Consider the following 21254-nt stretch of genomic DNA (forward strand, 5'->3'; position numbering starts at 1 on the left):
TCTACACTCATTTTTTTAGGGTTCGCTTTCCATCCCCAGAACATGGAGCTGCTTCGCTCCGAGGATTCAAAAGACCCCTCCGGAGTTTGTAAAATCTATGGGACGAGCGTGGGGATGTCTGAGGAGGATTGCTCGACTATTGAGAACGAACTAGTGCATAGATTTCGCGTAAGGAACTCCGCCGAGCCACGAGTGACACTGCGACCAATAACCTGCTCTGAGTTTATGCGGCAGTTTAAACGCTCAATAACTTCCCAATCGCGCCCCAAGCTGCAGCCGATCAAATCGGCTTGTTGAGGCTGCGTTGGAGTTGGCGGAAGCCTTTCCGGACATCTGGCGTGAAGTGGCTGTCACTTCATGGGCGTTATGGCGTGTCGGCGATACGCACGTCTTTGTAGGCCGATTTGATTTTGGCGAGCGCGTCGGCGTCATCCGTCCCGATCTCGTAAAACGTGCTGTCGATGGCGCGGAGGGTGAGCCAGGGGGTGCTCTCGCCCGGCACTATGGCGATGAATTCGCCCCAGACGATCTGATGTGTGTTCGTCGCGACGATCAGCAGCGCCATGCCGGAAATCGGCATGGCGGTAGCAACCAGCTCCTCCAGTTCCGCGGCTCCCGATCCCGTGGCCTCGAACTTGTCCTCACCATCCGAGCGGAGCTGCGCAACGGTCCACTCCGCGTCCAGAGATTTCGGTGCGAGCAGATCGAGCAGCCGCGACAGGTGCACGGCCAGCACTCCGCCATCGAGATCGTAGATCCTCAGCGTCGCCATGATGTCCCCCGACGTTCGCGCTCTGCCATCGACACGGCCATGGCGTAGGAAGCGGTCTGCCTTCGCGCTCTCTTATGCGTGCTGTCTTTCTGCTCTCGAGATATCTCGAGAGCAGAAAGACAGCACGCACTCTGGAGCAGCCGTCGCTCTTGGGCTGCCATCAATCCAACACCAACGGAGTTCGTGGAAGCTTGTCTGGAACCCGTTTCGCCGGAGTGACGCCTTGGGAGGCAAGGCCAGCTCCCACTGCTGCCCCGGCGACAGGCATGAGATGCGCAACCGCGGCGGCGCTCAGAACAGCTTGTTCAGTGAGCGCTGGATCTGGCGGAAGCCTTTCGAGACCTGGCGCGAGAACGAGTTCTTCTTTTTGTATTTGCGCGCTGTGCGGTGGGGTTTCGGTTTCGTGACCTGATGGGCCGCGGCGCCCGCGGCTGCAGCCGCGGCGGCGTCCTCCGCGCTCAGCTCGTCCGCGCCGACATCGCCACTCTCGGTGGATGCCGACTGCACGGACGCAATCGGGTTCGGCACGCGCCGCGCCTCGGGGGAATAGCCGAGATCCTCGGCGTCCGGCGCCGTGTCGTCGGTGACACCGGCCGGCGGCGGAGGCTCGCGGCTCTCGGCGGCGGCGCCGGTCTCGATGCTCGCGACCTCGGCCTTGCGCGGCAACGGCCGCTCGGACGGCGCGCACGCGGCATCCGCGCAATCGGCCGCGCACACCATACCCGGATGGGATTGGAGCAGCGCGAGCAGCACGGGGTCCGGACGATCGACGGGCAAGCGGGCGTTGACGCGCTCCGTGAACGCGGCCATGGCCTTGCGCGTTGCGGGCGACCAGACGCCGTTGACGGGGCCGCGATAGCAGCCGGCGCGCTTGAGCTCGGACTGCACCGAGCTTACGACCGAAGTCGGATCATCGAAGCGCGGCTGGTCCGGGACATGGGCGTTGGCCGATCGCGTGGCGGGCATGGGAGGCGGCGTTGCGGCAACGGGCGTGTACAGCGGGCCGGTGACCGTCACCGCATCGGCGGGACTGTCGCCCGCATCCCGAAACACGCCGTAGACGAGAACCAGCGCGGCCAATAGCACGCCGCCAACCGCGAACAGCGTCGGAATGCTCGTCGCGGCCTTCGCCTGAAGCACCTGCCGCAGAGCGTCGAGATCGAAACGCATACCCTTACCCCCTTCGCCGCTCGGCCAGCCCTCAGGCGTCGCGGCTTCGTGTAAGCTCCCCGTTCCCCATTCCGGTTCCGCACGCGGAGAGCATAGCACAACTTTCCGGGCGGTCGCCCTCCTTCGGACGCACACCAGCCAGATGCCCACAACGCGGCATACGCGGCGCGGCGGCCTGCGCTCGACGCGCTTTGGCGCGGCTAGGGCGCCTTGTCGTCGGGCTTCAAAAAGCGGGCGGCAACCCAGCCTTGCTGGCCGTGATACTCGACACGGCACCACTCGAGCTTGGCGTTCTTCTTCTCATCCTCGGTCATGGTCATCCAGCGGTCGAGGCTCGGCTCGGGCTTGATGCAGCCGAGATGCTTCAATCCGTGGGCGTTCGGGGGGATGGCGCCGAGCTTCTTGCTGTCGCCGTGCGGCACGTCACGCATGTTGAGCACATCGTCCAACGCGACGCCGGTCACGGCCCAGTACTTCGGCGGGTTCGCGGCTGCCGCGTCGCCCGCCAGCGCGGCGCCGCTCCTGCCGATTCCGGGCAGGCTCATGACGCTCACGCAGATGACAATACCGACACGGCCCATGACGCGGCCGACGGCTGGATCCCCCATGGCTCCCCTCGCGCTCTTTCGATCTTGCATCGTGACGCAAGCCGGTCCCCCGCCCGGCTGGCCCGCGAAGGAGGGCCGAGAAATGTGCCGAGGCTATGACAGCCCGGCCCTTTACCATGTCGCGAGCCTGCAAGGTGCGTGGGCTCCATGCGGGATCTTGGGACGGACGGAGCGCGTTCCTATGTCTCAAAGAGGTGCAGCTCCGGGAGGTCGTCATGGCGTTCGAAGATGTGAAGGCGGAGATCGGTGTTCTGCTCACGCGCATGCAAAACGAACCGGAGGACGCGCACGAGCTCTATCTCCAGCTCTCGGAGAAGCTCAACGAGCTGCGGGCCTACGGGCTCCCCATCCCGGACGATCTCGAAAGCCTTCACGCGGCGCTTGCGCAGGAGTTCGGCGCGGAGTCCAACGAGGCCTCGTGATACCCAAGCGTTTACTCCGTCGCCTGAGCGCCGTTGCCTGACGGCGCCGCGCCTCGCATCATAGGGGCCGAATAGGGCCGGCTCACGTTCGCGACGCCTTGGGGGATTGCTCAATGACGGACAATACCAACCTCGACCAAGCCACCGGAGGCGGGGCGCTGATGCGGCTCGTCACGCTGGTGCTGGGCAGCGTCGAGGTGATCCTGTTTACGCTCTTCGCCCACCTGATGCTGCAGTCGACCGATCCGCTCGGGGCGTCGATCGGCCAAGGCATGACGCTGCTGCTCGCAGCTCCACTCGTGCTGCTCACTTTGCCGGGCCTGCTGCTGGCCTGGCTCGACCGGGCTCCGCGTACGGCGCTGGCTCTGGTGCTGCTCGCCCTACCGGCGGCGGTCCTGCTGTGGAGCGGGGCCTAGCTCCACTAACACGTTGTTTTACTTTTTATTTTCTAAGTCTCTCCGCGGCGGTGCGCGCCGATCTATAAGATTCGCTATGTCGGCCGATAAGTTTATCTGATAAGATTCCCTGATTGCGGATCACGAACTTGCGATTTGCCGTTATCGGGCAGTTTGCCTATATACGGTGCAGAGCAGTTGGGCTGGCGGCCCGCTGTCGTTGGAACACCCTAAGGAGGAATTGCCATGAAGACCTGGATGAAGCCCTCGGTTCGCGAGCAGGAAGTCGGCCTCGAGGTTACCTCGTATCTGCCGGCTGAGATCGACCTCATCTAAGTCGATCGGCTTTCAGTCGAATTCAACGGCGATCGCGAAAGCGGTCGCCGTTTTATTTTGTCATATGCGGTTGCCGAAACTCGCGCCCTGTGGCGGCGACTTTTCCATTTCCGATTTACGACCATTCCGACGCGCCATCTTCCCTAGCCGGATGCGGTTTAATGGGGTGCCTATAGCCCTCTCATCGGCCGGCGCGGCTGAGGCGGACACGGGTCTCCGTACGCTCGCGCATCTCTCCTCAATCCGCACCGATCTTCGCTCCGCACGTCCGTACTGGCGGCTGCACTCGGCGTGACGGCGGAGCCCAGTCTGGCGATGCCTCCCTCAAGCGCACACGAAAAGTTCAAACCGTGTGAGTGCTGACAAAACCGTTTCAAATTTCCCGACCGCAGTCTTCAGAAGTGCTTTCAAACCGGGCTTTTCCAGGCTTTCTGCTACACAGTAGCATCAGCCCGACTGATAGAACGCGAATGAAAATACGATTGGTATCCCGCGGTTCGAATCCCTAATTGTTTTCGTGCTCAGACGTTATCGTCTGGCATTGTTCTAAGGAGGAACCACCATGAAGACTTGGATGAAGCCTGCCGTTCGCGAGCAGGAAGTTGGCCTCGAGGTCACCTCGTACCTGCCGGCCGAGATCGATCTCGTCTAATATCGATCCACTTTCGGTCTTTGGCGCGGCGGCCGCTTCTGCGGCCGTCGCGCTTCTTATTTCTGTGTTGTCTAATTTGCGCGGTTCTCCAGGACGTTGCGCCCGAGTCAGTGTTACACTGATCAGATACGTGCGGAGCCGGTCTGGCGCCACACCATTCCAGCCCCGTCTTGGACCCGTGATATGCTCATCCGCGACGCGTTTCCGAGTGACGAGCCCTCATGGCGTAAGCTCTGGGAGGGATATCTCGCCTTCTACGAAGCCCAGGTGCCCGACGAAGTGACCGCCAAAACCTGGGAGCGGCTGATCCGCAAACAGGACGGCCTTTTCTGCCGCGTCGCCGAGACCGGGGGCGAGGTGGTTGGTTTCAGCCTCTCAGTGCTGCATGCCGGCACCTGGACGACGGCGCCGGCCTGCTATCTCGAGGATCTTTTCGTGGCTCCGGAACGCCGGGGCCGCGGGATCGGGGAAGCGCTCATCCGTGATCTCGTCAACCAGGCCAAGACCCACGGCTGGTCGCGGCTCTATTGGCATACGCAAGCCGGCAATGCCACGGCGCGGAGCGTTTACGATCGCTTCACCAAGGCCGACGATTTCGTCCGCTATCGGCTGTTCTTTTAGGTCTCGCTCCATCCCGACCGCTTAAACGGAATGGGTCTTGCTACGGCGAGGGCCATGGACCGGCGCGTGCCGATCCGGCACTGCTCGCAGCGATTTGAGGCTCAAAACATGACGCGTCCAACGGACAATACCGATCGGCCGGGAGCATTCCGGCTGGACTGGGTCGACGTGGCGAAGGGCCTCTGCATCGTGCTCGTGGTGCTCATGCATGCCACGCTCGGTGTCGAGAAAGCGACTGGCACGGAATCCGGCCTGCACGCCTTCATCGAGTGGGCGCGGCCGTTCCGCATGCCCGATTTCTTCCTCATCTCGGGACTGTTCCTGGCCGCCCGCATCGACCGGCCATGGCGGAGCTACCTCGACACCAAAGTCGTGCATTTTGCGTATTTCTACGTGCTGTGGCTGACCATCCAGTTCGGGATGAAGGCGCCGGGCATGGTGACGGAGAACGGCGCGACGGCGACGGCGCTCGACTACTTCACGAGCTTCGTGGTTCCGTTCGGGACGCTGTGGTTCATCTATCTTCTGGCCATCTATTTCGTGGTGGCGAAGCTGCTCACGCCGGTGCCGAAACTGGTTGTGCTCGCGGGCGCCGCGGCCCTCCACGTCTTCGCTCCGGAAAGCGGCGTGTTCATCGTCGACGAGTTCACCAACCGGTTCGTCTTCTTTTATTCGGGCTATGCGCTGGCGCCGATGGTGTTCGCGCTTGCCGAACGGATGCGCGCGCAGCCTCACACACTGCTCGCGGCCGCCCTCGTGGTGTGGGCTGCGGTCAACGCCGCGGGCGTGCAAAGCGGGCTTGCGCTGACACGCGGCCCCGACCTCCTCTTCTCCTACGTCGGAATCGGCGCGGTGATCGCATTCGCCGTGCTCATCACGGGCCGGCAGGCGGGACGGATGCTCGCCTACTGCGGCCGCAACTCCATCGCGATCTATCTCGCCTTCACCGTGTTCATGGGGCCGGCGCGGATCGTGGCGCTCAAGCTCACGGGCGGCGAATGGACGACGGCCGTCGCCCTGCTCTCGACATTCGCGGGTGTGACCGGGGCGCTCGCGCTCGCGTGGCTGGTGAAAGATACGCGGGCGGGTTTCCTGTTCACCCGGCCGGCCATGTTCCGCCTCGCACCGCGTCGCGCCGACGCGGCCGCACAGCACCGTCCGGCGGCAGCGTAGGACGTCACACCTGGCCGACGACGCGACGATCGGAGCGACTACGATCCGAAGCGATCATGGTCTTTTTAGTGAGACCGATGATTCACGCTTCGGACTGATAGGGTCCGAAGCGATCATGGTCCTTTTAGTGAGACCGATGATTCACGCTTCGGACTGATAGGGTCCGAAGCGATCATGGTCTAGAGCGGCACTGCCGGATCCTTCTTGGCTTCCCGCTCCAGGCGCTCGATGCGCTCCTTGAACTTCTTCATCATGCCCTCGACGTAGTCGAAGAGCTTGTCGACATCGCGCTCATTCGGGATCGGCAGATCTCCCGGCGGAGCGGGCGGCGGTGCCTCACCCGGTGGAACGGCCGCCTCGGGCGCAGTGGCGCTCGGACCCGGCGGTGGCGCGCCGCGGAGCTGCTTCTCCGCCTCGAGCGCCCGATTTTCGGCCTCCAACTCCTCAAGCCGCTTCTTCAAAGCGTTCTCGGTCTCCGGCATGTCCTTGCAGGACCAATTGCCGGCGGCGCCACTGCAGAAGCTCATCGCTCCGGTCTCACGATCGAGGCGAATGACGCCACCCTCCGTGGGCGACATCGTATAGCGGCCGGATGCATCCTCGCCGGCCGCCCAGACCGGCGATGCGACAATCGCAGAGAAGCCGGCGGCGAGCAGGATGCCGACGCTTCCGGAGCGGGTTCGGGACGATGTTGGCACGATGGAGTCTCCGTTCGCTGGCATCAGACGTTGCCGTGTCTGGATATGGTCCTAGTGGAGAATAGACAGCGATTGTGACCCACGTTCGGCTTCAGCGCGCGGGCCTTTTCGAATCACCTCTGCGGCGGCAAACGCCGGTGGCGCTAGAGCGCTGCCATTTCAGGCCGTTTTTCGGCCCTCTCTGCAGGACTTAACAGAACATTTACTGCTGACTGCGAGCCTCACAGCATTCGGGTTTCTGGTTCGTGCCTCGTCTGACCCTCCATCACGCTTCAGCCTGGCACGAAGCGGCTCCGGCCGCTTTGCCTCCCGCGAGGGAGCGTCCGGCGTCGGCGCCGCACTACCCTTGGGGCCCCCTATGCTGCGATTTGATCTGGACAGCGAGCCGACGCGCGAGAACGCCCTCGGTCTTACCGGCCTCCCCGGCGGGTCGGGCCACGCGCTCGACGAGCTCGCACGCGAGATCGAGGACACGCAGCGCCAGCAGAGCGAGACGATGACGCACATCGTCGAGCGGCTGCGGGCCATCAATTCCAGCCGTGCATACGCTTCGCCCCAGGCGCCCGAGACGGCTGCTCCCGCGCCGGCTCCGCGCCGGCAGCACATGGTGCTCGACCAAGCCGGCGACGAGCCGTGGGACGCCGAGCAAGCCGAAACTCTCATGCGGAGCTACGAAGAGGACGAGCAGGCGGAGGCGCCCCGCGGGACCGGGAGCGAGGCCATGTCCTACAGCCAGCAGGCGTGGATCGGCGAGCGCTTCAACGACGTCACCCAGAAGATCTCACAGGCGCTATCGGACCTGCAGCCCGGCAGCACGATGACGCTGCTGGAGCAGCGGCTCGATGCCTTCCAAGCCCTGATCGCCGAAGCGCTCCGTGACGTCGTGCGCCGCGAGGATCTCGATGGCATGCGGCTCATCGAGGTGCACGTCAACGACCTCGGCGACAAGCTCGACGAGCTCGAGCGGCACGTGTCGCGGATCGACAGCATCGAGAGCGACGTGCGCAATGTCATCGAGCAGGTGTCGGACGAGCGCATCGCCAAGCTCTTCGATTACGACAGCCGCTTCGCCGCCGATCTCGAAGCCGTCGCGCGCCGGGCGGCCGAGGAGGTGCACACGCGCTTCGCGCCCGAGGTTGACGAAGCCGGCTCCGATACGCGCCGCCATGACGAGCTCAGGGCCTTGATCGAGGCTTCCATCCAAGACCGGCGCGAGGCCGAGGTCCAGGCGGTGTCGCTGGTTACCGGACTTTCCGGGCGTGTCAGCGCGCAGTCGGACCGCTACGACGATCTCAAAGGCCTGATGGAGCAGGCCATCAAGGAGCAGCGCGAGAACGAGCAGACGGCGTTCGGCATGCTGGACACGCTGCAGCAGGCCCTGGTCACGATCCTCGATCGCATGGACGCTCTGGAGCAGCAGCAGCATGTGGCCCTGCTCGACCCGGTCCAGGCCGAGGCGGCAGAGCCGGCGCGGCCGGACGTCGCCTATGCCGACGACGGCGCGCCGTTTGCCGGCGAATTAGGTTCGAACGAGGCGTCCTATACCTTCCGCGACACGCGCTTCGACAGCACCTTCAGCGCCAAAGACGCGCCCGGCCGGCCTTCTCCGGTCGAGGTTCCTGCGGCCTTCGATGACGATGCCGGCGGACCGGTGGAGTACGTCGTCTCCGGCGATCCGGAATCGCCGCTCGACAGGCTGCGGCGCGACTTCGTCGCGGACGCACGCCGCGCCAAGCTCAAGGCAGCGGCCAACCGCGCCGAGGAGACCGCCAGTGAACCCGCCGAGGAGCAAAAGCCCAGCTCCGTCGCTCAGGCGCGCGCGGCCCTCACGCAGACAATGCGCTCATCGCAGGGTGGGTCCGGTCGCATTTTCGGAATGTCGACCAAGCTCCTCGCGGGCGTTCTGGCGCTGATCATCGCCATCAACGGCGGCCTTCTGCTCCTCAACCGCAAGGCCACACATCCGGCCGCACCGCAGATCACGCAGCCGACCGCATCGCAAGCTCCAGCCGGCACCAGCAACGCGGCGCCGGAGGCCCCATCGGCAGACACGCACGCTCCCGGTCCGCGTTCTGATCTCGGCGGCGGCGGAGTCACGCCCTACGGATATCATGACGACATCCTCAACCCGCCCGAGGTCGAGACGATGGGCAGCGCGATTCCCGCGACCCCTCCCGGAGGCATGACGATCGCGCGTCCCGCCGGCTCACTTCCCGACCATGCGGTGGCCGACATCTACGAGCAGCAGGTGCTCGCCGGGCTATCGGGCCAGCTTGGGATGATCGCGGCCGGTCAGTCGGCCGATGCGCTGTTGCCCGAAAAGAGCGGGCGCGTGGATGCCGCTTATACGCAGTCCGTGCTCCCTCCCGGCAGCGAAAGCGCCGCAAACTCAACCGCGCTCGATCTGCCGCCGGCAACGGTGGGGCCGATGTCGCTTCGGCTTGCGGCTGCCAACGGCGATGCCTCGGCGGAATTCGAGGTCGCGGCGCGGCTCGCGGAAGGCAAGGGCACGGGGCAGGACTACGCACAGGCCCTGCACTGGTATCAGCGCTCTGCCGCCAAGGGCTTTGCTCAGTCCCAGTACCGGCTCGGCACGCTCTACGAGCGCGGGCTCGGCGTCGACAAGGACATCGAGCGCGCCAAGGTCTGGTACAGCCGCGCCGCTCAACAGGGCAACGTGAAGTCGATGCACAATCTCGCAGTTCTGAATGCCAGCGGCGAGCGGCCCGATTTTTCCGGCGCAGCACCCTGGTTCCTCAAGGCCGCCGAGTATGGCCTTGCCGACAGCCAGTACAATCTCGGCGTCCTGCTCGAGAATGGTCTCAACGGAGCAGCCGATCGCGTCGCCGCCTACAAATGGTATGCACTGGCGGCGAAAGGCGGCGATCAGGATGCCACGCAACGGCGCGACGCGCTGAAGCCGCAGCTCAAAGCCGAAGAGCTCACGGCGGCCGAAGACCTGATCGCGAAATTCAGGGCACGAGCTGCGTCACCGCTGGCCAACGATGCGCGCACGGCCGGCGAGGACTGGAAGAAGCGCGTCCATAACGACACAAACACCTAGAAATCTCGGGGCGCGCGGCCAAACCGTGCGCGCAACCAGAGTTTTCGCGGGATTGAGGTCATGCGTCCCGCAACGCAACACTGGTGCTCGAGGCAAAGGTTCAATACGATGCGGCCGGGCGCACGGGGCGTGGCGCTCGCCGCTTGAGCGGCATCGAAGTCCCACCTCTTCGGTTCCGGCGTAACACTCACGCAATGCACATCTATCTGCCGATCGCCGAGATGAGCGCCAATGTGCTGCTGTTCCTCGGCATGGGGGCCGCGGTGGGCTTTCTCTCCGGCATGTTCGGTGTCGGCGGCGGCTTTCTCATGACGCCGCTCCTGATCTTCTCCGGCATCCCATCAGCGGTGGCGGTCGGCACGGGGGCGGCGCAGATCGTCGCCTCATCCGTGTCCGGCGCGATCGCCCAATACCGGCGCAACAACGTCGACATCAAGATGGGCGCGGTGCTGCTCGTGGGTGGCGTCGTCGGCTCGGTCATCGGCGTGAAGATGGTGCGCATCCTGCGCATGGCCGGCCAATTCGATCTCTTCGTGGCCCTGGCCTATGTCACCTTCCTCGGCGTGATCGGCGTCCTCATGCTGATCGAAAGCATCAACGCGATCCAAGCCGCACGCAGCGGCCAGCCACGAATGGCGCGGCGCTCTGGGCAGCACAACTGGATTCACAAGCTGCCACTCAAGATGCGCTTTCACCGCTCGAAGCTCTACATCAGCGCCATTCCGCCCATGATGATCGGCGCCTTCGTCGGATTTCTCGGCGCAATCATGGGAGCCGGCGGTGGGTTCATCATGATCCCCGCCATGATCTATCTCTTGCGCGTGCCGACCAACGTGGTGGTCGGCACGTCGCTGTTCCAGATCGTATTCGTTGCGGCCGTGACGACGGTCATGCAGTCAACCGAGAACTTCAGCGTCGATATCGTGCTGGCGCTGCTCCTGATCGTCAGCGGCGTCATCGGTGCGCAGTATGGGGCGCGGGCGGGCGCGCGACTCAAGGGCGAGCAACTCCGCCTGCTGCTGGCGGCGCTGGTGCTGCTGGTCGCCGGACGCATCGGCTGGGATCTCGTGATGACGCCGCCGGAGCTGTTCAGCATCACAACCACGCTCGGGGGGCCGACATGACGGCTCCAAGCGGCTCGTGGTGGCGATCTTTCGTCGTGCTCCCGGCGCTGGCGCTAGCCATCTGCTTTCTGGAGCCTGCGGCACCGGGGCGCGCGCAAACCCCGAAACAGCCCGAGGCCGAGCTGCCCGATTGGGGAAAATCGTTGCGTAAGCAGGATTCCCGTAACCGCAAGGCCGATCCCCGAGCCGCGGCACCGACACCGGCCAAGCGCCCCGGCGAGCGCAGCGCGACACCCGAGCCCGCCAGGGAGGCGGTCGAGGCCGACGTCTCGACGCGGACCATCGCGGTCACATCGGCCTTCACGGGAACGGAGATCGTCGTCTTCGGCTCCGTCGTGAACAGCCGCCAACCCAGCGCGGAAGCCGGATACTACGACGTGATCGTCGTGCTCGAGGGGATGCCGACGCCGCTGCTCGCGCGCCGGAAGACCAACGTGGCCGGGCTCTGGGTGAACACGGAGTCGGTCGCGTTCGAAAGTGCGCCGAGCTTCTATGCCATCGCCTCCACGCGTCCGATCGAGGAGATCGCCGACGCGACGCTGCTGCAGCGAAACGCGATCGGGCACGACTTCGCGCGCCTGTCGCCGGCCGCGCACTCCGCAATCGAGACGGAACCCGGCGAGCTCAAGGCCTACAAAGACGCGGTGATCCGGCTGAAGCAGAAGGACGGTCTTTTCGTCAAGCGCGACTATGCCGTGATCTTCATCGGCAAGAGCCTGTTCCGCAGCTCCATCGCGCTGCCGGCGAATGTGCCCGTCGGACCGCTGACGGCGCGCGTCTTTCTGTTCCGGGAAGGGGAGCTTTTGAGCACGTTCCAGTCGAAGGTCCGGCTCGAGCGCAGCGGTATCGAGCTTTGGCTCTATCGGGCCGCCATGCGGCATCCCTTCTACTACGGGCTGGCGGCGGTGCTGGCGGCGGCGCTCGCAGGCCTGCTCGCGTCCATGCCGTTCCGGCGCAAGCCTGCGGCGGCCTAGCGAAGGGGCACGTCTCAGTCTTCCTTGAGAAGACGGGAGGCGATGGGATAGAGGCCTTCCTGACCCAGCACGAGCACCGACAATCCGTCGTGGCCAAAGAGCGGCGTGAAGGCGTCGTCGAGCACGTTGAGCCCTCCGGCATAGGTGCCAAACGCAGGCAGCACGAGGCGCATGCCGTTGCCGACGAAGCATGGGCGGCGGATGACGTGGCCGTGGAAGGACACCCGGGCGGCAGGATGCAGGTGTCCGGCGATCTCGTGCGTGACGGGCCCTTGGGTGGGCTCGTGACGGAAGGCAAGGCCGGAGACCGTGATCTCGTGCAGCGTCACGCCTCCCATGCACTCGGCGATCACCGGATCATGGTTGCCGTTGAGCCAGATCCAATGGCGATCCTCCTGCAGGATGGCCAGCGTCTCGCGATCGGCGAGGCTCATGCGCTCCGCGGCGGCGCAATCGTGGAAGCTGTCGCCGAGGCAGACGACGGTCGCCGCCGGATAGGCGTCGATTGTTGCGGCTAGGCGCTCGAGCGTGGCGGCGGTGTCGTAGGGCGGCAGCATGACGCCGCGCGACGCGTAGGCCGAGCCCTTCTCGAGATGCAGATCGGCGACGACGAGGATGTCCTCGGCGGGCCAGTAGAGGGCGCCCGACACGTCGGCCACAAACGAGCGGCCGGAGATCGAGATCGGCTGCTGGCTGAACTCACCGACGTCGAGGCGTTCGGGCTTGAGCTCGAGCATTTGCGTGGTGCTTCTCACGTGCATCCCTGTCGCCAATTGTCGTCTCGTGGACAACCCCACCCTGCATTGCCTCGGCTATCAGCTCCTCGGCGGCCTCGCGCAGGAGATCCTCGCGCGTCAGCCTGCCGACCGGCTCAACACCGATCTCCAGCAGGATCGGCACCGCAAGCGGAGAAACCCGATCCAGAGCTTGATGCCTGATTCGACCACGCGCGCGGGTCAGGAATTGGCCGAGACGAGCAATATCCAGTAGACCCGTGGCCGCGTCCTCCCAGGCCGCTTCGAGCAGAATATGGCCTGGATCGTGCCGGCGCAGCACGTTGTAGATAAGATCTGTCGACATCGTGACCTGCCGGCCACTCTTCTCGCGACCGGGATGCTTGCGTTCGATCAGCCCGGAGATGACCGCCACATTGCGAAAGGTGCGGCGCATGAGGCTGCTCTCGGCGAGCCAGGCTTCGAGGTCGTCGCCCAGCATGTCCTCCTCGAACAGTCGGGCGAGGCTGAGGCTGCCATTGGCGAAGCGGGCCGACAGGTCGCCCAGCCCCCAGATGGCCAAGCCGTAGTCGTTGGCGACGAAGCCGAGCGGCTGTGCGCCCTCGCGTTCGAGGCGGCGCGTCAGCAGCATGCCGAGCGTCTGGTGGGCGAGGCGCCCCTCGAACGGGTAAGCGACCATGAAATGACGCGAGCGGCGCGGGAACGTCTCGATCAGCACATCGTCGGCGCCGGGAAGCTCCGAATGCTCGAACTGGAGACCGAGCCATTGGGCGACGGGGGTGGGCAGGTCCGCCCATCGGCTGCGGTCGGCCAGCATGGCACGCACGCGCTTGGCCAAGTGGGTCGAGAGCGGGAACTTGCCACCGGCGTAGCTCGGGATCATCGCATCGGCGCCGGGCGCACGCGTGACGTAGGCCTCAGTCTCGGAGAGGCCCTCGAAGCGCAGGATCTCGCCTGCGAAAACGAACGTGTTGCCCGGCGCGAGCTGCTCGATGAAATACTCCTCGACCTCGCCCAGCACACGGCCGCCCATCAGCGGCTGCGGCGAGCCGGGCTTTCTCAGGCTGCGGCCGCGACGCTGGCCGACGAGGCGGATCTTGATCATCGGCGCTTCGACGATGGTGCCGGCATTCATGCGGTATTGGCGGATCAAGCTCGGATGCGCGAGGCGCAAGCGGCCATCGTCCGTGGGGCGCAGGCGCGCAAAGCGCTCGTAGGACCGCAGCGCATAGCCGCCGGTGGCGACGAAATCGACGACACGATCGAAGCGGTCGCGCGTCAGGCCGGCGTAGGGCGCGGCGGAGCGCACCTCGTCGAACAGGGCGTCGGGCGCGAACGGGCCATGACAGGCCATGCCGAGCACGTGCTGGGCCAGGACGTCCAAGGCGCCGGCGCGGGAGATGACTGCGTCTTGCTCGCCGGCTTTGGCGGCCTCCAGCGCGGCGCGGCACTCCAGTACTTCGAAGCGATTGGCGGGCACGAGGAGGGCTGCCGACGGCTCGTCCAGGCGGTGATTGGCGCGGCCGATGCGCTGCGCCAGGCGTGAGGCGCCCTTGGGCGCGCCGACGTTGACGACCAGATCCACGTCGCCCCAATCGATGCCGAGGTCCAGCGTGGAGGTGGCGACAACCGCGCGAAGCCTGCCTTCGGCCATGGCGGCCTCGACCTTGAGGCGGCGCGCCTTGTCGAGGGAGCCGTGATGAAGGGCGATCGGAAGAGACTTGTCGTTGATGCGCCACAGCTCCTGGAACACCAGCTCGGCCTGCATGCGCGTGTTGACGAAGACGAGCGTTGTCTTGTGGGCCGCGATCGCGCGATAGATCTCGTGCATGGCGTAGCGGGCGGAATGCCCGCTCCAGGGCACCGGCTCCTCGATCTCGAGGATGTCGATCTCAGGCTCTGCACCCGGCGGAGCCACGACAAGGTCCGCCATGGCGCAAACGAGCTCCGGCGCACGCTGCGGCACCAGATAGCTCAGTAGCTCGGAGGGCCGTGCAACGGTGGCGGACAAGCCGAGGGTCACGAGGCCCGGCGCGAACGTGTTGAGCCGCGCGAGCCCTAACGACAGGAGGTCGCCGCGCTTGGAAGGCGCGAGCGCGTGCAGCTCGTCGAGGATGATGGTGTCGAGATCGGCGAACACATAACCGGCGTCGGAGCCCGACAGCATGAGCGCAACCTGCTCGGGCGTGGTGAGCAGGATCTGCGGCGGCTTCACGCGCTGGCGGGCGCGGCGGGCAACGGACGTGTCACCGGTACGGGTCTCGATCGAAATCCCGAGTCCCATCTCAGAGACCGGCGCGACGAGGTTGCGGGAGATGTCCTCGGCGAGGGCTTTGAGCGGCGAGATGTAGAGCGTGCGCAATCCTGCGCCTTGCTTCGGGCGTGGCGATTCCGTCAACGCGATCAGGCTCGGCAGGAACCCGGCGAGCGTCTTGCCGGCGCCTGTCGGCGCGATGAGCAAAGTCGAGCGGCGGGCACGGGACTGCTCGACGAGAGCCAGCTGATGCTGACGGGGCTTCCAGCCGCGACGGGCAAACCAGTCCGAGAATGGCGCGGGGAGGGTTATAGCGGCGTTCTCCGCCCGCGCCGCCGGCCTCCGTGCCTTGGGCCCTTCACCCGCCTTCGCGATTACGCCGCTCACGTCGCCAGACTTCCTTCGCTCCCGCCGCCCGTTGTGCTAGATGGGGAGCCTGTTTGCTCAGGGAAGAGTGATGGACCGTAACATGATTTTCGGCGGAAACCCGTTCGGGGTGGCAATCCGTCTGGCGCTGATCTCGATCGTGGTCGGGATCGTGATGAAGGCGCTCGGCATCGACCTTTCGAATTTCTTCCAACGCATCAACGAGCTGCTCAGGAATATCTACGACCTCGGTTTCGGCGCCGTGGAATGGGTGCTCGAATACATGCTGCTCGGCGCACTGGTGGTGGTGCCGATCTGGCTGATCGCGCGCGTGGTCGGCGCGGCCCGCTCCAAGACGGAGTGACGCGTTCCTCCACCTGACGGCACGGTTTGACCCCGCCACCATGACGTTGGGACATGGGGCTGCGAGCGCTAGCGCGTCGGGGCGGCCGAGGCGGACGTCTCGTGGCGGAAGAACACGTCGACCCGCATACCGGTCATGAGCGGGGGCGTCCCGTCGAGGGCAGCCAGCACTTCGAGCACCTCGACGTCATTGGGACGGCGCGGACCGCGCGTGGTGATGCGCGGCGAGCCGAGTGCGGGTGCCACCTGGGTCACGGTGCCTTCGAAATCTTTGTCAGGGAACGCGTCTGCGCGCACGACGACGCGCTGGCCAACGCGGATCTTCGTCACGTCGCGCTCCTCGACCTCGGCGCGGACGCGCAAGCTCGAGATGTCGCCGAATAGAACGAGCGCCGCATCGGGTGAGGGCTGCGCCATCTCGCCTACCTTGGCCCACACGTTGAGGATGGTGCCATTGGCGGGCGCGCGCACGCGGGTCTTTTCGATGGCGTTCTCCACCTGCGCGATGTCGGTGCGCGCAACCCACAGCGCCGATTCGAGGCGTGTGGGCTTCGGAAGATTGGGCTTGGCCAACACGGTGTCCAAGGCGGCGCGGTCGCCGACGACGTTCTTTCCGGCTTCAGTCAGTTTGTCGCGTGCCGTCTTGACGGCGTTGGCATCGCCACCGCTCTGCTTCGCGGCGCGATAGGCATCATCGAAAGCCTGCCGGGCGCGGAAGAGAGAGCGCTCGGAATCGTTCAGCTTGTCCTCCGCGTTGCGACGCTCGAGAGCGAGACCGGTGGCCTGCTCCTCGTCGCGCTCGAGAACGCGGACATCGGCTTCGGATTCGGCGGCGGAGAGCTTGGGCAGGAGATCCTCGCTGTCGAGGGCGACGAGAAGGTCGCCGGCGACGACCTGATCGTTGGTGCCGGCAATGACCTCGGAAACCCGGGCCGGGACCTCGGACGAGATGCGGACCTCGCCGTCCTTCGGCTCGACGCGGCCGGTGGCGGATGCCGCCCAAACCGGACGAGCCGCGAGGCCATCGGCGGCATGCACATTGTCGGCCTGCGCTTCGCCGCCGCTAAAACTCGGAGCGAGCTGGTTCAACGTCACGCTCGCCACGATAGCCGCCACGGCGGCGGCCACGACGGCAGACACGGTGGGATCAAGCTTAGCCATTCACTTTTCGCCTCTTTGTCAGGTCGGCAATCTCGGGCGCGTCGAGACCTTGCGGCCTGCGCTCCTCACCGACAATCAATCCATCCTCGATGCGCACGACGCGATCGGCATAGCCAAGCGTACGGGGATCGTGAGTCACGGCCAGAACACTGCGGTTCTGCTCCTTGGCAATGCGCGAGAGCAGCGCCATGACGGCGTGACCGTTCTCGCTGTCCAGCGCGGCCGTGGGCTCGTCCGCCAGAACGACGGACGGCGACGCGGCAATGGCGCGAGCCACGGCGACGCGCTGCTGCTCTCCGCCCGACAGGTTCGACGGGTAGTTCCTGAGCCGGTTGCCGAGCCCGACGTCGCGGAGCACCTCTTCGGCGCGCTGCGCGGCCTGATAGCCCTTGCGGCCGATGACATCGAGCGCGATGCGCACGTTCTCCAGCGCCGAAAGCGTGGGAAACAAGTTGTAGGACTGGAAGATGAAGCCGATGTGCTTGCGGCGCAGCTCAGCGAGCTGTTCCGGGCTTTTGCCGGCGGTCGATTCGCCTTCGACACGCACGTCGCCGGAGGTCGGCGTCAGAATGCAGCCGAGAATAGAAAGAAGCGTGGTCTTGCCGCTGCCCGACGGTCCCATGAGCAGCGTGAGCTCGCCCTTGACGAGCGACAAGTTCACGCCTTTCAGCGCGATCACCTTGCCGGCGCCCTTGCCGAGCTCCTTGACGACGTTTTCGGCCTCGAGAACAGGCTGGGTCATCTGTTGAACACCGTGGCTGGGTCGATCCGGGTGACCTTGATAATCGCCGAGATGGCGGACACTGCCGACATGAAAAGCGTCAATCCGAAGAGTGCGCCGGCAAGGCCCGGAGTCATGACCAAAGGCAGAGGCGTGTTGCGGCTGATGTAGAGGATGCCGAGCGAAATCAGGATGCCGAGAATGTAACCGATGACGGCGCTCAGGCCGGCCTGGGCGAGGATCACCTTGTAGATGTATCCCGACGAGGAGCCGAGCGCGCGCAGGGTCGCGAACTCGTTCAAGTGATCCTTCGTGCTCGAGTAGAGCGTCTGCGCGACGATCACCGTGCCGACCAGAATGCCAAGCAGTGCACCGCCGATGAGCGCAAGACCGGCACCGGTGCGGAACAGCCACTGGCGCAGGCTGCGGTCCTCGAACTCGTTCTTGGTCAGCACCTCGGCGCCTTCCAGGCGGTTCAAAAGCTCGAGGCGGACGGCCTCGGCGTCGGCACCGGGCTCGAGCTGCACGAGATAGAAGGTGGCCTTGTCGCTCTCGGCACCGAGCAGACTGCGTGCACGAGAAAGCGTCGTGAAGACGTAGGGCGACTGCGTGAACGAGCGGATGCGGTGCGTCAATGCCTTCACCTTGACGCGCCCCATGGCGATCTGCGCCGTGTCGCCGATGCCGTTGATGCCGAGCTCGCGGAAATAGGTGTCGTCCGCCGAGATCGCATCCGGCGATTTGATGTCCTGCCAGGTTCCGGAAACGAGCGACCACGGCTCGAGCGCGCCGTCCTCGGCATCGGTGCCGACCAGAACCACGCGGGTTGAGCCGCCTTCGGGCTTGCGCCATTCGGCGAAAGCGACGACGAGCGGGATGACCGCCTTGACCCCCGGCGTGGCGAGAGCCTGATGGCGCTCGCGCGTGGAGAGCAGGATGCCGCCCTCCTCGAAGCTCTTGGCGCCGAAGGCCGTGATCCAGAGATCGCTGTTCGAGCGCTCGATCATGGACGTGATCATGCGGCTCGAGCCGAGATACATTCCGAGCTGGATGGCGACGAGCACGATCGAAAACAGAATCCCGACCAGCGTCACGGCGAGCCGGATGCGGTCGTGGAACAGATTTCGGAACGCGAGCGTGAGGATCATCGTCTCAAGGTCCGGTCGGGTTGCGGGCTCGTTGCGCCTCGGGCACGGACCAAATTCGGCAATCGAGCGCCAAGACCCGCTCGAAATTAATGCCCGTACGTTACGCGCATTCTAAACTTAGGCTTCTGCGAGCCGGTATATAGGTTTTAGCGGAGGCTCACACCACCCTTGTAGCGTCAATGCGTTCAAATCAAAGCGCTTGGGCAGAAAGATGGTAAGTGGTTTTCCGACCCCTTGATATACGTAGGCTCTTGGCTGATAAGGGGTCACTTTCGCGTTTTTGCCTCTTTTGATTGCTGATTAAGGCTCCTGCGACGAAGGGACACCGTTCGGCGCAGGCGCATCCAGAAGCAGCCCACAGCCATCAAGGTTTCCCATGACCGAGCGAGTTTTCACCCTGGCGGGTGCAGCACTGCGGTTCATTCCCGCCTTTTTCGTCGGCGTTGCCGTGCTCTCGTCGGCAAGTGCCGCCGCGCGCCCCGAAATCGGAGTCTGGTACGACGATACCGGGCAGGGCGCCGTCGAAATCTACATTTGCGAAGACAATCCCAACCGTCTGTGTGGCCGCATCTTCTGGCTCAAAGATCCGCTCAACGCGGAAGGCAACCCGAAGCGTGATCGCTACAACCCCGATCCCGCAAGTCAGACGCGCTCCATTTGCGGCCTGCCCATCCTCGGCAATCTCGGCCTGATGAGCGACGGCACATTCGACGGCGGCAGGATCTACGATCCCAAAACAGGGAAGACTTACGACGCCTCGATCAGCCTCAAGCAGGCGGACAAGTTGGTGGTGACGGGGTACCTCGGCGTGAAGATGCTCGGCAAATCGTTCACCTGGACCAAGGCGCCGACCGACCTGCCGCGTTGCGTGCCGCCAGCCTGACGCGGGCGCGGAGGCACGCGATACGGACAATCGATACGAAAAAGGCCGGGTTGATCGACCCGGCCTTTTCAATTTCCAGATTGTGAACGGAGCGCCTATTCGGCGATCCCCTTGCCCTTCACGAGGCGCGCAACAGCGGCCTTTTCCTCGATTTTCTGCGTCAGGCGCTGCACGAACTCGGTCGCGCGGTCGACGACGATGGAGCGCTGCCGATCGAGCGTCACCATGTGATAGCTGTCGTCGAGAACGGTGACCTCGACCACGCCGCCAAGCTCACGCTGAAGGCGAAACGCGTTCGAGATGTCGCTCTGGTCATCCTCGCGCGGATGGAAGATCGCGGCATGCTGCGGAATCTCACGCAGCCTGCGCTTCACGTCGCGGGCCAGGGCCTTGAACTCCCACACCAGCCCGCCGCCACGGCCGAACAGATCCTCGAGCGGGCGCCCCTCGCTCTTGAAGCTCTCGATGACGAAATTGCGAATGCGCTCGTCCTTGATACCGTACGGCGCGCGCTGGCGCAGCCGCATCATGGACGCGACCCACTTGTGATAGACGAGTGCGAACAGATTGAAGTGCAGCGGAATGGCCCAGCCGTTCGGCCAGATCGTCGGTGCAAACAGCAGCAATCCGTCAACTTCGGATGCGCGCTCGCGGGCGAGCCTCAGCGCAAGCATGGAGCCCGCAGAAATGCCGCCGACGACGATGACGTCACAATGAGCCTTGAGCTCGTCATGCGCGCCTTCGAGCGCGGCATACCAATCCTGCCAAGACGAGAGACCGGACGTGTCCGTACCCCCACCAAGACCGGGAACGAGCGGGCAGTAGACAGTGCAGCCCTGACGCGCAAGCCCTTGAGCGACAAACCGCAATTCAACGGGGTTGCCACCGAGGCTATGCACCAAGAGCACGCCGACACGGCCGCCGGGAATAACCAAGCTGCCGCGGAAGGCGTTGATTTTTTCTTTCTTGCTCATGTAGTTAGGCTAACTCGCTGTTACTACTCAAAACGGAATAAAGCCGATTAATTGGGAAATGCCAAGCTCCGAGTTTGTATTCCCATTCATCGAGATGCAGAACGTGGCTCCCCGGTTTCTGTCCTCTGCTGCTTTTCTCGGCGTTATGCCCGCCGATTAAACGGACCGCAGTTCCCTTGGCGTCGCCATGGATCTTTTAGTCCACTCAAACGAAAAGATTTCACTAACCGGGAGGTGCCGTCACACCGAGATACGACGATCCGAGGCAGGCAGATCCGGGTCGCGATTCTGTGCTGGTGCCGTCCACGCCCTACCTGCAACTCTCGCGCCGCACTTGCCTATAGGGCTTTCGGTCGCAAGGTAAATAGGTGCAATGGCCACTTCGACTTGCCAGACAACCCTTGCGTGAATTCTCACGATTATGTGCAACGCAACAAAGGCACCCGGCTCTGGTCGCTGCTGCGTACGGCGGAAATGTGACCCCCAATCCTGCGTAAGCGGACTGTCTGCCTGCCCAGCAACGCCAGCGACGTTTTCCAACTCTACGCGTCCATTATGTTTCTCGGTGAATTGGACGGGGATATAGGACACCTGGATGGGCGTTGGTCAGATTGACGCACCCAAAAAATCAGTGGTGTAAA

Annotated in this window: 21 protein-coding genes; 11 read left to right on the forward strand and 10 right to left on the reverse strand. The window is 64.5% G+C overall.

All coding sequences use genetic code 11. From position 1 onward, the window contains the following. Window positions 1-364: 364 nt before the first annotated feature. From QZV93_RS02290 to QZV93_RS02300, 3 genes are all read right to left on the reverse strand, one after another. Entirely contained in the window at window positions 365-772 is a 408-nt protein-coding gene (locus QZV93_RS02290) for a hypothetical protein (RefSeq protein ID WP_295555636.1), read from the reverse strand. A gap of 291 nt (window positions 773-1063) precedes the next feature. Then, window positions 1064-1942, reverse strand: a complete 879-nt coding sequence (locus tag QZV93_RS02295) for a hypothetical protein (RefSeq protein WP_295555638.1) — start codon at window positions 1940-1942, stop codon at window positions 1064-1066. Between the two features lie 200 nt (window positions 1943-2142). Beyond that, entirely contained in the window at window positions 2143-2550 is a 408-nt protein-coding gene (locus tag QZV93_RS02300; protein ID WP_295555640.1) for a hypothetical protein, read from the reverse strand. Between the two features lie 215 nt (window positions 2551-2765). Between QZV93_RS02300 and QZV93_RS02305 the strand changes: the two genes are divergently transcribed. From QZV93_RS02305 to QZV93_RS02330, 6 genes are all read left to right on the forward strand, one after another. After that, a complete protein-coding gene (locus QZV93_RS02305; RefSeq protein WP_295555641.1) occupies window positions 2766-2972 on the forward strand; it encodes a hypothetical protein in 207 nt (68 codons plus the stop codon). A 113-nt stretch (window positions 2973-3085) separates the two neighbouring features. Continuing rightward, window positions 3086-3388 carry a hypothetical protein gene (locus QZV93_RS02310; protein WP_295555643.1) on the forward strand — a complete coding sequence of 101 codons (303 nt, stop codon included), beginning with the start codon at window positions 3086-3088 and terminating at the stop codon, window positions 3386-3388. Window positions 3389-3613: 225 nt separating this feature from the next. Beyond that, on the forward strand, window positions 3614-3703 hold the full coding sequence (gene pqqA, locus QZV93_RS02315) for a pyrroloquinoline quinone precursor peptide PqqA (protein ID WP_020086227.1): 90 nt from the start codon (window positions 3614-3616) through the stop codon (window positions 3701-3703). A gap of 562 nt (window positions 3704-4265) precedes the next feature. Continuing rightward, a complete protein-coding gene (gene pqqA, locus QZV93_RS02320) occupies window positions 4266-4355 on the forward strand; it encodes a pyrroloquinoline quinone precursor peptide PqqA (RefSeq protein ID WP_295555644.1) in 90 nt (29 codons plus the stop codon). Between the two features lie 183 nt (window positions 4356-4538). Further along, window positions 4539-4976 carry a GNAT family N-acetyltransferase gene (locus tag QZV93_RS02325; RefSeq protein WP_295555645.1) on the forward strand — a complete coding sequence of 146 codons (438 nt, stop codon included), beginning with the start codon at window positions 4539-4541 and terminating at the stop codon, window positions 4974-4976. A 108-nt stretch (window positions 4977-5084) separates the two neighbouring features. Then, window positions 5085-6149, forward strand: coding sequence for an acyltransferase family protein (locus tag QZV93_RS02330; protein WP_295555646.1), 1065 nt, complete (start codon window positions 5085-5087; stop codon window positions 6147-6149). Between the two features lie 179 nt (window positions 6150-6328). On the opposite strand, the gene QZV93_RS02335 is transcribed toward QZV93_RS02330, so the two are convergent. Then, window positions 6329-6847 carry a hypothetical protein gene (locus tag QZV93_RS02335; RefSeq protein WP_295555648.1) on the reverse strand — a complete coding sequence of 173 codons (519 nt, stop codon included), beginning with the start codon at window positions 6845-6847 and terminating at the stop codon, window positions 6329-6331. Window positions 6848-7205: 358 nt separating this feature from the next. Between QZV93_RS02335 and QZV93_RS02340 the strand changes: the two genes are divergently transcribed. From QZV93_RS02340 to QZV93_RS02350, 3 genes are all read left to right on the forward strand, one after another. Further along, complete coding sequence (locus QZV93_RS02340; RefSeq protein WP_295555650.1) at window positions 7206-9911, forward strand: hypothetical protein; 2706 nt, start codon at window positions 7206-7208, stop codon at window positions 9909-9911. Window positions 9912-10105: 194 nt separating this feature from the next. Next, complete coding sequence (locus QZV93_RS02345) at window positions 10106-11035, forward strand: sulfite exporter TauE/SafE family protein (protein ID WP_295555652.1); 930 nt, start codon at window positions 10106-10108, stop codon at window positions 11033-11035. After that, on the forward strand, window positions 11032-12009 hold the full coding sequence (locus tag QZV93_RS02350) for a TIGR02186 family protein (RefSeq protein WP_295555653.1): 978 nt from the start codon (window positions 11032-11034) through the stop codon (window positions 12007-12009). Before QZV93_RS02345 ends, QZV93_RS02350 begins: the two co-directional genes overlap by 4 nt. A gap of 14 nt (window positions 12010-12023) precedes the next feature. Here QZV93_RS02350 and pdeM read toward each other — a convergent pair whose 3' ends face one another. Together pdeM and QZV93_RS02360 are read right to left on the reverse strand one after the other, a co-directional pair. Then, a complete protein-coding gene (gene pdeM, locus QZV93_RS02355; protein ID WP_295555655.1) occupies window positions 12024-12746 on the reverse strand; it encodes a ligase-associated DNA damage response endonuclease PdeM in 723 nt (240 codons plus the stop codon). Then, window positions 12709-15309 carry a ligase-associated DNA damage response DEXH box helicase gene (locus tag QZV93_RS02360; protein ID WP_295555895.1) on the reverse strand — a complete coding sequence of 867 codons (2601 nt, stop codon included), beginning with the start codon at window positions 15307-15309 and terminating at the stop codon, window positions 12709-12711. Before QZV93_RS02360 ends, pdeM begins: the two co-directional genes overlap by 38 nt. Window positions 15310-15454: 145 nt before the next feature. On the opposite strand from QZV93_RS02360, the gene QZV93_RS02365 reads away from it, so the two are divergent. Further along, the gene (locus tag QZV93_RS02365) at window positions 15455-15727 is read left to right on the forward strand and encodes a DUF6460 domain-containing protein (protein ID WP_295555656.1); all 273 of its coding nucleotides are present in this window, start codon (window positions 15455-15457) and stop codon (window positions 15725-15727) included. A gap of 68 nt (window positions 15728-15795) precedes the next feature. Here the strand turns inward: QZV93_RS02365 and QZV93_RS02370 are convergent, their stop codons facing one another. From QZV93_RS02370 to QZV93_RS02380, 3 genes are read right to left on the reverse strand one after another with little or no spacing between them, the layout of a single operon-like run. Beyond that, a complete protein-coding gene (locus QZV93_RS02370; RefSeq protein WP_295555657.1) occupies window positions 15796-16887 on the reverse strand; it encodes an efflux RND transporter periplasmic adaptor subunit in 1092 nt (363 codons plus the stop codon). Continuing rightward, the gene (locus tag QZV93_RS02375; RefSeq protein WP_295555659.1) at window positions 16880-17629 is read right to left on the reverse strand and encodes an ABC transporter ATP-binding protein; all 750 of its coding nucleotides are present in this window, start codon (window positions 17627-17629) and stop codon (window positions 16880-16882) included. The genes QZV93_RS02370 and QZV93_RS02375 overlap by 8 nt, the downstream gene beginning before the upstream one ends. After that, entirely contained in the window at window positions 17626-18756 is a 1131-nt protein-coding gene (locus tag QZV93_RS02380) for an ABC transporter permease (protein ID WP_295555660.1), read from the reverse strand. The genes QZV93_RS02375 and QZV93_RS02380 overlap by 4 nt, the downstream gene beginning before the upstream one ends. Window positions 18757-19132: 376 nt before the next feature. Between QZV93_RS02380 and QZV93_RS02385 the strand changes: the two genes are divergently transcribed. Then, window positions 19133-19639, forward strand: coding sequence for a DUF2147 domain-containing protein (locus QZV93_RS02385; protein ID WP_295555661.1), 507 nt, complete (start codon window positions 19133-19135; stop codon window positions 19637-19639). A 95-nt stretch (window positions 19640-19734) separates the two neighbouring features. Here the strand turns inward: QZV93_RS02385 and QZV93_RS02390 are convergent, their stop codons facing one another. After that, a complete protein-coding gene (locus QZV93_RS02390) occupies window positions 19735-20613 on the reverse strand; it encodes an alpha/beta fold hydrolase (RefSeq protein WP_295555663.1) in 879 nt (292 codons plus the stop codon). Window positions 20614-21254 lie beyond the last annotated feature (641 nt).

It is taken from the genome of uncultured Hyphomicrobium sp. (genome assembly GCF_902826555.1).
Lineage (GTDB): Bacteria > Pseudomonadota > Alphaproteobacteria > Rhizobiales > Hyphomicrobiaceae > Hyphomicrobium_C.